The sequence below is a fragment of the Candidatus Thiosymbion oneisti genome (assembly GCF_900092655.1).
In the GTDB taxonomy this organism is placed as follows: Bacteria; Pseudomonadota; Gammaproteobacteria; order Chromatiales; family Chromatiaceae; genus Thiosymbion; species Thiosymbion oneisti.
Genome location: NZ_FLUY01001430.1, coordinates 1 through 11,579 on the forward strand (window position 1 = coordinate 1; position 11,579 = coordinate 11,579).

The 11,579-nt window shown below is 60.6% G+C and carries 12 protein-coding genes; 6 read left to right on the forward strand and 6 right to left on the reverse strand.

The annotated features are described in order from the left end of the window. Positions 1 to 112: 112 nt before the first annotated feature. Both BQ17_RS14635 and fur read right to left on the reverse strand, forming a co-directional pair. Complete coding sequence (locus BQ17_RS14635; protein WP_089728284.1) at positions 113 to 469, reverse strand: cupin domain-containing protein; 357 nt, start codon at positions 467 to 469, stop codon at positions 113 to 115. A 110-nt stretch (positions 470 to 579) separates the two neighbouring features. After that, positions 580 to 996 (reverse strand): ferric iron uptake transcriptional regulator, encoded by a 417-nt coding sequence (gene fur / locus BQ17_RS14640; protein WP_089728286.1) that lies wholly within the window; start codon positions 994 to 996, stop codon positions 580 to 582. Between the two features lie 221 nt (positions 997 to 1,217). Between fur and BQ17_RS14645 the strand changes: the two genes are divergently transcribed. After that, positions 1,218 to 1,778, forward strand: a complete 561-nt coding sequence (locus tag BQ17_RS14645; protein ID WP_089728288.1) for a Uma2 family endonuclease — start codon at positions 1,218 to 1,220, stop codon at positions 1,776 to 1,778. Positions 1,779 to 2,111: 333 nt separating this feature from the next. On the opposite strand, the gene BQ17_RS14650 is transcribed toward BQ17_RS14645, so the two are convergent. The 3 genes from BQ17_RS14650 to BQ17_RS24310 all read right to left on the reverse strand — a co-directional run bounded on the left by BQ17_RS14650 (position 2,112) and on the right by BQ17_RS24310 (position 4,985). Then, positions 2,112 to 3,254, reverse strand: a complete 1,143-nt coding sequence (locus BQ17_RS14650; RefSeq protein ID WP_089728291.1) for a carbohydrate porin — start codon at positions 3,252 to 3,254, stop codon at positions 2,112 to 2,114. A 23-nt stretch (positions 3,255 to 3,277) separates the two neighbouring features. After that, positions 3,278 to 4,741: a DUF2325 domain-containing protein gene (locus BQ17_RS14655; RefSeq protein ID WP_141699299.1), complete on the reverse strand. Its 1,464-nt coding sequence runs from the start codon at positions 4,739 to 4,741 to the stop codon at positions 3,278 to 3,280. A 73-nt stretch (positions 4,742 to 4,814) separates the two neighbouring features. Next, on the reverse strand, positions 4,815 to 4,985 hold the full coding sequence (locus BQ17_RS24310) for a hypothetical protein (RefSeq protein ID WP_176722449.1): 171 nt from the start codon (positions 4,983 to 4,985) through the stop codon (positions 4,815 to 4,817). Between the two features lie 83 nt (positions 4,986 to 5,068). Between BQ17_RS24310 and BQ17_RS24315 the strand changes: the two genes are divergently transcribed. The 4 genes from BQ17_RS24315 (at position 5,069) to BQ17_RS14675 (ending at position 9,797) form a co-directional block, all read left to right on the forward strand. Then, entirely contained in the window at positions 5,069 to 5,398 is a 330-nt protein-coding gene (locus BQ17_RS24315) for a hypothetical protein (RefSeq protein ID WP_141699300.1), read from the forward strand. 73 nt (positions 5,399 to 5,471) lie between these two features. After that, complete coding sequence (locus BQ17_RS14665; protein ID WP_218068289.1) at positions 5,472 to 6,335, forward strand: DUF4214 domain-containing protein; 864 nt, start codon at positions 5,472 to 5,474, stop codon at positions 6,333 to 6,335. Then, positions 6,332 to 7,372, forward strand: coding sequence for a glycosyltransferase family 4 protein (locus BQ17_RS14670; protein ID WP_089728297.1), 1,041 nt, complete (start codon positions 6,332 to 6,334; stop codon positions 7,370 to 7,372). Before BQ17_RS14665 ends, BQ17_RS14670 begins: the two co-directional genes overlap by 4 nt. A 10-nt stretch (positions 7,373 to 7,382) precedes the next feature. After that, positions 7,383 to 9,797, forward strand: a complete 2,415-nt coding sequence (locus BQ17_RS14675; protein WP_141699301.1) for a glycosyltransferase family 4 protein — start codon at positions 7,383 to 7,385, stop codon at positions 9,795 to 9,797. Here BQ17_RS14675 and pyrE read toward each other — a convergent pair. Next, positions 9,753 to 10,322, reverse strand: coding sequence for an orotate phosphoribosyltransferase (gene pyrE, locus BQ17_RS14680; RefSeq protein WP_089728300.1), 570 nt, complete (start codon positions 10,320 to 10,322; stop codon positions 9,753 to 9,755). The genes BQ17_RS14675 and pyrE overlap by 45 nt on opposite strands. A gap of 404 nt (positions 10,323 to 10,726) precedes the next feature. On the opposite strand from pyrE, the gene BQ17_RS14685 reads away from it, so the two are divergent. Next, complete coding sequence (locus tag BQ17_RS14685) at positions 10,727 to 11,464, forward strand: SDR family NAD(P)-dependent oxidoreductase (RefSeq protein ID WP_089728302.1); 738 nt, start codon at positions 10,727 to 10,729, stop codon at positions 11,462 to 11,464. Positions 11,465 to 11,579: the final 115 nt, after the last annotated feature.

Here is an 11,579-nt window from a genome sequence, read left to right on the forward strand (position 1 = left end):
ACGGCATAATCTGCGCATTTCACTCCCTCTCCCTCCGGGAGAGGGCGGGGGTGAGGGGGAAATTCAAAAGCTCGGATTGTGCTGTGTGGCAGTATATAAAGATGAAGCTGATTCAGAGAGCTAGAGATGACAAAGTAGAATTAACCGCCGATCCGAAGAATGCCAGGACGGTAAGGTCTTCCTCGATGTCGAAGAAGGCGTGATCGCAGGAGGCCCGAACATACATCAGGGTGTCTTTGACGATGGGGTGCTCCGCACCGTTCACCCGCAGGCGGCCCCGACCTGCAACCACCAAATAGAGCTCATCTTCGTCGTGGGGTGTCTGCATATCCTTGGAACCGGCGGGTAGATGATAAATCGCACAGCTCATCGATGGGGTCCGCAGGAACTCGTGAAAATCGACCGTGCTGCGATCGATTGCCCCCACCAATTCAGTCAGCTGAAAAACCTGCCAGTCTGGTTTAGCCATTGCCCTTATCCAAGCTAAAAACACAATTGAACATGCTGCCGGTTTCGATCCTGGGGCTAAACAGCGGCCATCCTCAGTGGGTTGTTTCCTGTAGGACATCCGGGCCGCGATTATTCTCGGCAACCGGGGTTGTCGCAGACGCCATAGATGACGAGGGAATGGTCCTGAATGACGAATCCATGTCGTTTTGCGACGGCATTCTGACGTTTTTCGATGATCTCATCGACGAACTCCACGATCTTCCCGCACTTCGCGCAGACCAGGTGGTCATGGTGTTTGCCGCAGTCGAGCTCGAATATGGATTGGCCGCCTTCGAAGTTGTGCCTGCACACCAGTCCGGCCGACTCGAACTGAGTCAGCACCCGGTAAACCGTGGCCAGCCCGATTTCCTCGCCGTTCTCCAGCAGCATCTTATACACATCCTCGGCGCTGACGTGGCGTTTGTCGCTCCGTTCCAGTAGAGCCAGGATCTTTACGCGGGGTAAAGTGATCTTGAGCCCTGCCTTCCTGAGTTGTTCGTTCTGCAACCCCGACCCCCTCACGGTATCACTCACCCCTACCTGGTGTGACGGCTGAGATGCGATCTTCAAGGATATACCCTTTGGGCAGGATTTTCCCGCGTCTTCAAGGCGGACGACAGGTATGGAGTCGGATGTCGCTGTTGCCGCAACGCAGAAGGCAGGCGGAAAGACAGATACGATGGTATGTTCTTTAACAATCACCTCAGCACAGCTTAAAGGTACCCTCGATGGCTGAACCCGCTTACCGCAACGCCGGCTACGAAGATATCCTCGCCCTGCCGGAGCATCGGGTGGGGGAGATAATCGGCGGTGAGTTATATAGCCATCCGAGACCGGCACCCCGGCATGCCAGGGCCTATTCCGCGTTGGGCTATCTGGTTGGCGGTCCATTCGACGGGGGCCGGAATGGTCCGGGCGGTTGGTGGATTATCGACGAGCCGGAAATCCATCTGGCCGGCGATATCCTGGTTCCGGATATGGCCGGTTGGCGCCGCGAGCGGCTTCCGGTCCTACCGGACAGTGCCTGGTTCGAGCTGGTGCCCGATTGGGTGTGCGAGATCCTGTCTCCTGCCACCAAGCGCACTGACCGGGCGCTCAAGATGCCCCGCTACGCCCGCGAAGGGGCAGCTCACCTGTGGCTGGTAGACCCGGACACCCATACCCTGGAAGTGTATTCATTACAGGACGACCGACATTGGCGCTTGTTGACGATATTGAAGGGAGATGACGAGGTCCGCCAACCGCCGTTCGAGGCGGTTGGATTCTCCTTGGGAAATCTCTGGGCCTAGGGCGTGTTGACACTTAAGGGCACCTTGAAAAATTCAAAATATTTTTGTGGAGCAGGGATGTCCTGCCATGTTCACGTGCGTAACCGTATGATAGTTAAGGCGTTCCAAAATCACACCTTGCGGCTGTCGTCGTGAAAAGCATTGAGTATGGGATTTTTCAAGGTCCCCTTAAATCTAAACCAGCCTGAACGGCCATTTTTCATCTGTGAAATGGCCACAACACACTGTCATCCCGACCGGAGCGAGGGATCTTAAGATTCCTCGCTCCGCTCGGAATGACAAGTTCCCCGAGAGTTCGCTGTACGGACCTTTTTAAATCCTAATCGTCTACGATCAGAACTCCGCGGTCAGACGCAAACCAAAGATCCAACCGTCCGGATCGTCCTGGCGGGGATCGGTCTTGAGGAGCTCGTCTTTCATGTACTGGACATCGGCGGTGATGGCCGCATGTTCGTTGAGGACCGCGCGGTAGTAAGCCTCAAAGACCTGACTCTGATCGATGCTCTGATTGCCGCCGTCGAGATAGGCATAGCCGATGCCGATGTTGTCGTCGTCTCGGTTCCAACCGCTGCCGTCGAGGTTGAAGCCACCCGAATACAGGGACTTGTAGTCCACGGCGGCGTCATCCTGCTGCCGGGAAACCCGCAGGAAGGCGCCGACGACCTCGCCGAATGCCTGGTCGAACGACAGGCCATAGCCGAGAAGACGCTCTTGTTTCTTGCCGGCCGGATCGAGAAATTCAGAGGAAGTCCCCGTGAGGGTAAAGCGATAGTTACCCTCGCCCATGGCGGTCTCGGGATGGTATCCGATCTCGAGGCCCCAAAAGTTGTAGTTGCTGCCGTCATCATTCTCGCCGATGTTCATCCCTAAGCCGGTGAGCCTCCAGTCCCCGTATCCCAATTCCAAGGCGGCGCCGGTATCGTAAGAGCCCAGGTTATAGCTGCCCGAGTTCACGAAGACCTCATTCATGAACTGAGTGAACTCGTCGTTGGCGTACTGGTTGCCGTCGATATAGTCGGTGGAATCGATAATGCCGATGGATGCGCCCAGGGTGTTCCCGCCTCCGAAGGCATGGGTGTATTTGTACCAGGCGGTGAGGAGGTAATCACGATTGCGCCCGTTGATGTTCTCCAGGTCGTCCTCCAGATCCGCCGCCCAAGGCGCAAGGTTCCAGGGCGATACCTGGTTCAGACCATTGTCCGCCGCAAACCCGACCTTGGCGAAGAACTCGTGGGCGTCGCTGGGGCGGTAGCTGATCTCGAACTGGATAGGCATGCCGCCACGGCATTCGTTATCGAACCCATCCAAGGGCATCCCGTCGCCCTCGGAGGGCAAGCGGGCGGAGACACTTTGACACTGCCCGGTAGCCGCCAGAATACCGTTGATTGACAGCTGCTTGCTCAAGTCTACCGCCTGTGCCGGTAGCGTTGCGATAAAGACGGGTACTGCCAGGAACCGGAAATAGCTCGGTTTCATGTTTCATTCTCCCAACTACATGGCTAATGTGCCGGCTGTTCCTGATATTCCCGGCCCGCCACCTGTTCCAAGGCCCGGGCAAAGGAGGAGATGCCGGAACTGGGCAGCAAAATGCAAGGCTTCCCCTGGCGTTTGCACAGGCGTTTCGCCCGGCTATAGGCGTTGTGGCTGACGCAATCGGTGGGGCAAACCACCGCGTCCGCGGTAGCCAGCATGGCGTCCAGGCGCCTTCGGTTGTCTTCCATTCCCCCGTCGTGGTGCATGAAACGCCCGTTGAAGCGGTCCACCAGCGCCCGGTAGTGTTCGGCCAGATTGCTGCGTCCGCCGATGCAGAGGATTTGCCGCTCGGCGAGATCGGGACAATTCGCGCACGATGCGGAGTCGCAATCCTCACAATCGGGGGCAATCTCGCGCAGCAGCAGGTTCTCCATAGCCAGGCATTCGGCCGATCGCTCTGCCAGTGCGACCTCCAACTGCCGGGTTCGTGTCTCCAGGCCGTGATACCGCTCCTGCCACTCTCGGATCTGTACCCGGGCCTGGGCATGGCGGTGGTCGGCATCCGCCAAGGCCGGCTCCAGCCGCTCGACCCGCTGTCGCAGGTCCGCCAGCTCCTGCCCGGACTCCAGCGTCCGCAGCCGGGTCTGGGCATCGTCCAAACCGGCTCGCAACCCCTCGGTCTCGGACAGGCGCTCCTGTAAGACCTGGATGCGACGCGCCTTGTCTTCCAGCTGTAGGTGAGTGCGGCGCACCGTCTCCTCATAACGTGCGCGTAAGGCGCGCAATTCGCCCCGGACCTCGGTCAGCGCCTCGAGGTCCACATGGCGGCCGGTGCCAATCTGGTGGGACAGCATGTGCATGTCTTCATAGGCGAGGGAGATTGCCCGCTCCCCACTCTTGGGATGGGTCATGAGCGCCCAGAAGGCTCCGGGGGCTTGGCCCTCGGCCAGAGCCGTCTGCCACATCGCGATGACGGCGGCTTCCTCCTTGGCCTTGGTAAAGTGCCGGACATGAGTGGCATATTTCTTCTCCAATGCCTTGTGCGCACCGATAGAGAGGGAATTCTTCCCCTCGGCCGCGGCGACAAAACTCGAGTGCACACCATAATCGCTTATGGGTTGCTCAGAGCTGTGCCCACCCTTGGCGGCGATACGCCGCAACTCGCTTACCTCCAGGCAGGTGCCGATGATCTGGCAGTGAAACTTGCCGGGCAGGTCCCAGAGCTTACGTCTGCCGGGCTTGGATGGCGGCTCATCGTCCGGGTGCTGCGACTCGGATAATGTTGCTTCTTTTCCACCCTTCCACACTGCATCCAGGGCGGATATCACCTCTTCCGCAGTCTGCTGTGGATCGTCCGCACTACCGCCCTGTAACGCCAACAGCTGCGTACAGGCCTCCCCCTCCACCTCTACCAACAACCGCTGGTTGTCAGCGTCGTATACCGCCAAACGTGGGGGTGACTGTTCCACTTCGAATAGGAGTCTATGCATACCAGGTATCTCCACGAGCCCACATCCGCAGGCAAAAATAGCTCGCAATCATGGGGTCGGCGACTAAAGTACCTCAATATAAATACAAATGCAAATACAAATGCAAATCGTTATCGAAAACAATCCCAGCGAAATCGAATCGCTCGCAGGCGACGACCTGGCGCGTGGCCTCGCCGGAGGAAAACTGGCCCGCGGCGGCGGGCATCTTCACCGGCGTGCTGGCCAAGGAGGCGGTAGTCGGCATCTGGATTTCATGTACACGGCTATGGCTGAGACAGAAGCCGCTGCAGCCGGAGAAATTGCCGAGGGAGAGGCCGGATTCAGCCTATGGGGCGTATTGGGGAGGCCTTCGCCACCATCCCGGCCAACCTGAATGACGCCATGGGTACCTGGGGCGATCCCTCGGGGTTAAGCATCGGCGATGTGAGCAGCCGGGAAACGGCGGCCGCGGAGCAGGCGGTAGCTACCGGCACCTTCGGCGCCATGGCGGTCCGTTTCGATGGCGCGGCCGGGGCCTTCGCCTACCTGTATAATGACCACATCCCACAGAAGAACTTGCACCACAAAACGCCCTTCCAGACGCTCCAACGATGGTACGCATACCAGCCCCAACTTTTCAAAAGAATTCCACGTAATCATCCGGGACCTGATACCTAGGTTAAAAATTTACCACTACCCAGCAATGAACACAGCGCATCCCCCAGACCTTAAGCCTTTGGATCTCGACGACTTGATAGCCCGTATTCGGGAGGAGACCCGGAAACAGGACCATGCCTCCCCATACGGTGCTGATCCGCAGCAACCAGGTCTTGAATCTCCCTTTCCGCAGGAGCCGGCATCCTATTTCGGCTTGTTTGCACAAAAACAGGAGCCGGTATCCTATTTCGGCTCGTTTGCACAAAAAGAGGCCTATCGACTCCGTGATTTTCTCGCCGTTCCGGAAGCGAATTTCCTAGCCTATGCCTATCAGGCGATCCTGAAACGGACACCTAACGAAGCGGATTACCGATTCTACCGGACGGGCCTCTATGCCGGTGGAAATCGGGCCTTTGTGTTGGCGAGTATCCTCTGGTCCGAAGAAGCGCAGCGGCATCGGGTGCGGGTACGTGGGTTGCGGTGGACTGCTCTGTTCAAGCCGCTGCCTGGAAAGCGCCTGTTGAAACCTGTGCTGGGGGCCTGGGAAAGGCTCACCTGCGCCTTCGACCTTGGCCTCGACCTCGTCGTCGAGCTGAATGAGCTACGTCGGAGGTTAGAGGAATTTCACCAGGACCTATACCAGAACTTGCACCAGGCGTTGCAGGAGCGCGATTGCTACAGCATGCAGTTCAAACGCCGGCTCGAGCACTTACAGCACCAGGCATGCCAGACCGCTTCCCGCCTCGATGCCGTTGCTCCCCAGACGTGCGCTGGCGTTGCGGATAGGGGCGGGGCAAGTGCAACCGAGGATCCTGGCCCGGCACAAGTGGCACCATCTGAGATACCGGAGCCGGAACCGACACAGCAGGATCTTGCCCGCGAAGCGGCTACACCAAGGACTCCCGGCGGTGGGTCGGGCCACGATATCAAAATCCGCAAATCGGACCTGATAGCATGAAGATTCTGGTAACCGCCAATATTGTGCCCTTCATGCCGGGGGGGGCCGACTACCATGTCGAGGGCTTGACGTCGGCCCTGCGCCGGCATGGTCACGACGTGGTTTGCCTGCGGTTTCCGTTCCGGTTCTCGCCGCCCGCGGCCATCTCCACGTTGATGGATTTCTGTGCGGATTATGACCTCAGGGAGCCGAACGGGGTGCGGATCGATAAGGTCATCAGCCTACAGTTTCCCGGTTACGGGGTGCTTCACGACGACCATGTCCTGTGGCTTATGCACCAGCACCGCGCCGCTTACGAGCTCTATGACGAGACCCGGGCGACCCCGGACGAGCGGCAGCTGCGTGACCGTATCCGGGTCTTCGACGACCGGATGATCGGTCGCATTCCGCGCCGTTTCGCCAACTCGGGCCGGGTCGCGGAGCGTCTCCGCCACTACAACGGGCCCGACGTGGAGCCCCTTTATCATCCGCCGTACAACGCCGACCGCTTCTTCTGTAAGCCGGCTTACGGTTATATCTTCTTCCCTTCCCGTCTGGAGACGCTGAAACGCCAGGATTTGCTCATCGAGGCCGCGCGCATGACCCGGAGCCCGGTCGGCTTTCTGATCGCCGGCGCCGGCGGTCATCAGTCACGTTACCAACACCTGATCGAGACCTACGGGCTGGGGCACAAGGTACGCCTACTCGGACCCATCAGCGAGAAGGAGAAGCTGGTCTACTATGCCCGCTGCCACGCCGTTTTCTTCGGTCCGCACGAAGAAGATTACGGCTATGTCACCTTGGAGGCCATGCTCTCCTCGAAGCCGGTGATCACCTGCACGGATTCGGGGGGACCACTCGAGCTCGTCGAGCATGAGCGCACCGGCTTGATTGTCGATCCGGAGCCCACCGCCGTGGCGGCCGCAATCGACCGCTTGTACCAAGATAGCGCACTAGCGGTCGAGCTGGGGCGGGCCGGGCGCCGGCGTTACCGGGAGCTGGAGATCAGCTGGGATCGGGTCGTCGCGCGGTTGCTCGGACCCACCGCTGGGACCTGAGGCAGGACTGGTGCGAATCGCAATCGTCGCCCCGAGTGGGGTGCCCTTTCTCGTCGGCGGCGCCGAGAAGCTGTGGTGGGGGCTCTTACACGCCCTCAACCAGCACACGCCACACCACGCGGAGCTGATCAAGCTGCCGAGTCCCGAACAAGGCTTCTGGGAGCTTATGACGAGCTACCGCAGCTTCAGCCGACTGGATCTGGCCCACTTCGATCTGGTTATCAGCACCAAGTACCCGGCCTGGATGGTGGCGCACCCCAACCACTACTGCTACCTCCAACACAAGCTCAGGGGCCTCTACGATACCTACCAGCTGACAGGATTACCGACCGTGCTCGGGGAAATACCGGCGCCCCTGCGGCCACTCGTGCACGCCATGGATACCTCGCGCCGTGACCGCACGGAGCTCGAGCCCTTTTTCGAGCTGCTGTTCGGCCTGCGCGACGACCCGTCACTCCCCCCCGACAGCTTCGCGTTCCCCGGTCCACTGACCCGGCGCATCGTCCACTTCCTGGACGACATCGCACTGGCCCCCACCGCGATCCGCCGTTACCTGGCGATCTCGCGCAATGTCGCCGGGCGTGAAGACTACTTCCCACCCGGTGCTCAGGTCACGGTCGTCCACCATCCGTCGGACCTGCCGCACTTCGAGACCGGGGGCTACGATTATCTGTTTACCGCGAGCCGCTTGGATCACCCCAAGCGCCTAGACCTGCTCGTCCGTGCCTTCCGACAGGTCCGGGGCGAAATCGAGTTCCGCATCGCCGGTACCGGCCCCCAGGCCCAAGCTTTGCAGGTATTGGCCGCAAAGGACCCGCGGATTCGCTTCCTCGGCCACGTCAGTGACCAGGAATTGACCCGACTCTACGCCAACGCCCTCTTTGTCCCTTTCGTGCCTTACGATGAGGACTACGGCCTAGTGACCATCGAGGCCATGCAGTCCGGCAAGGCGGTGCTGACCACCCTGGACGCAGGGGGTGTCAACGAATTCGTCGAGCACGGGGTCACGGGGCTCTGTGTGACCCCGGAGGTACCGGCCCTGGCCGAGGCCATGCAGCGCCTGCTCGCCGACCGCTCAGAAACTATGCGGATGGGTGGGCGGGCGCAACAACGGGTGAGCGGGCTCGACTGGCCGTCGACAGTGGCGCAGATACTGGGCGAACCGCAAGGGCACGGAGCGGTGAGCACCGGACGACGCAGACTCGTGGTCGCCGTCGATTTTCCCGTATACCCGCCCCGAGGTGGGGGCCAAAGCCGGATCTTTCACCTCTACCGGGCGCTGGCGCGGCGGGTCGAGGTCACCCTGATAACCCTCTGCGACGACGCGAGTATCGCAGGAGCGCTGGACCTTGCACCCGGACTCCGGGAGATCCGGGTAGCCAAGTCCCCCGCCCACCTCGAAATGAGCCAGGCCCTGAACCGAAAGCTCGCCGCTTCAGTGGGCGATATCGCCTCGCTGCTGCATTACGGCCTCACCCCGGCGTACCTCGAGCGCCTGGGGCACGCGACGGTGTGCTGTGATCTGGTCATCGCCTCACACCCCTATCTCTACCCCGCCATCGCCGAGGTCTATGTTGGACCCCTCTGGTACGAGGCCCACAATGTCGAGTACGACATGAAGCGGGCAATCCTCGCCGCCAGTGCCGAGGCGGCTTTTTATTTGGAACGGGTGCGGGAAGCGGAGGCGTCCCTGTGCGCCCGGGCCGAGCGCATCATGGTGTGCTCGCAACCGGACGCCCACCGTCTGCAAGCGCTCTATGGTTGTGTCCGGTCGCAGGCCATATTGGTCCCGAACGGTGTGGATGCCCGCGCCGTCCGCTTCGTAACCCGCGCAGAGCGCCGCTCCAATCAATGTGACCTCGGTCTCGACCGCCGCCTCAGCGTGCTGTTCGTCGGTAGTGGTCACCGACCCAACATCGAGGCATTGGGGTACCTGAAGCGGATCGCCCACGACTGTCCCGAAGCGGATTTTCTCACCGTCGGGAGCGTCTCCGGGTACACCGCGATCGAGTCGCAGGCCAACAACCTCTACCCGCTCGGCATCCTGGACGACGCCGAGCTGACGGTCGTCACCGAAGCGGTCGATCTGGCCGTCAACCCGATTACCACCGGCTCCGGCACCAACCTCAAGATGCTCCAGTACGCAGCCGCGGGTATCCCCATACTCACCACCGAGTTCGGCAACCGGGGGCTGGAGTTGCGACCGGGAGAGCATCTGTGGCAGGCGCCGATCAGCGATTTCCCGGCGGCCATTCGACGCCTGAGGGAAGGACTCAAGGGCGAGCGGAAAGACGAGCAGATCGAGGCCACCGTGCGGCGAGCCCGAGAACTGGTCGAGAGCCGCTACGACTGGCAGATGATTGCGGACGGAATTGACATCTCAGCCCGCGGCAATGCGCGGGAAATCGCTTTTCTTGAAGATTGAGTGCACACTACAGCCGTACTCTCGTTTCAAGTTCTCGACACCGCCGGCCTCGCGGTCCACCAAGGCGAGGATCCCGACAATCTCGTAGCCACCCTTAAGCAACTGCTCGCACGCCTTCGCTGTGGAGCCGCCGGTCGTTATCACATCATCGACCACGACGATCTTGGTGCCCCGCGGCATTTCGTTCTCGATGTGGCTGCGCGTGCCGTGCTTTTTGGGTTCCTTCCGCACAATCGAGCCGTTGATGGTCGGATGGCCGATCTGATGGGCGCGCATGACAACAGCCGCTACCATGAAATCGGCCCCGAGGGTGAGGCCGCCGATTGCCGACGGACGCTCGGGGAATTTGTCGATTTCCTCCAGGAGGACATCCGCGAGCAGTGCCAATCCCTCCCCGTTCAGCGTGATTTTCTTGCAATCGAAGTAGAAGGAAGAAGAAAGCCCCGCACTTAGTGTCATATCCTGCCCGATAATCAGGGATTTCTCATCGACAATCTGCCGTAGCCGGTCCCGATTCGCCTGCATTATGTTCTCCAGCTGTATTCTCTACATTAAAAAACCGGAAGCTCAATAGGATACATCAGGCTTGGATAGTGGTTAATGCTTACTAACCGTATCGAAACTAAAGCCAGAGGAAGGCTTTTACGACACCCTCCGGGAGGGAGAAGGGCTGTTTGTGCCTATGGGAACATTCGGGTTGCTCGCTTCCGGTTTCGGGCGCAGCCGTCGGAGTCGCTCCATCATGCCAAGACTTAACTCTCACTTGAAAAATTACCACTACCCAGATTATTTCATTTTTAATCTGTGGAAATCTGCGGATCAAAACAGTTTCAGCGGGCAAACAGGTCTGCCACAGCCATGTTTTCGGTAAGATTGATACGCATTCGCCCTACCATCCAAGTAGCAACCTGCGCAAGTGTGTCTGAGCCATGGAAAACTATCAGCCGAACCCCGATCTCCTCGCCGGGCGCGTCGTCCTTGTGACCGGGGCCGCGGAAGGCATCGGGCATGCCGTTGCCGCGGCCTGCGCCCGGTACGGCGCGACCCTTGTCCTGTCGGACCGGGAGCAGCGTGACCTGGAGCCCCTCTACGACGAGCTGGAGGCCGGCGGTGCACCGGAACCGGCCATCCTGCCCCTGGACCTGGAGCGAGTGGACGATAAGGGCCTGCAGGGGGCCGTGGGGCTGATCGATGGGGAGCTCGGGCGCCTGGACGGACTCGTCCACTGCGCCGCCTTCGCCCCCTTCCTGAGCCGGATCGACGACTATGACGCCACCGAGTGGGAGCGCGTACTGCGCATCAATCTCACCGCCCCCTTCCTGCTCACCCAGGCCTGCCTGCCCTTGCTGCGCGCCGCGGACGACGCCTCGGTGATCTTTACCCTCGACCGGATCGGACGCCGGGGCGCGGCCTACTGGGGCGCTTACTGCGCGGCCAAGTTCGGGATCGAGGGCCTCATGCAGACCCTGGCCGAGGAGACGCGGGACAGCAGCAACATTCGGGTCAACGGCATCGACCCAGGGATCGTCCGCACCGGGCTGCGCGCCCGACTCTACCCCGGAGAAGACCCGAGCCGCCTACCGGGCGCGGAGACGGTGACGGGGAGCTACCTGTATCTGCTCGGCCCGGATGCGGTGGGCGTTACCGGCCAGCGCCTGCCCCTCTGATGCTACTTTGCCACATTTCAGCCCGGCTCTTTATGGTCTCCGGACTGCTTTGGAGTGCGCCGGCAAAGCGGCGCGGCCGCATCGAACCTCAGCCACGGGGGATACCAGCGGCGTT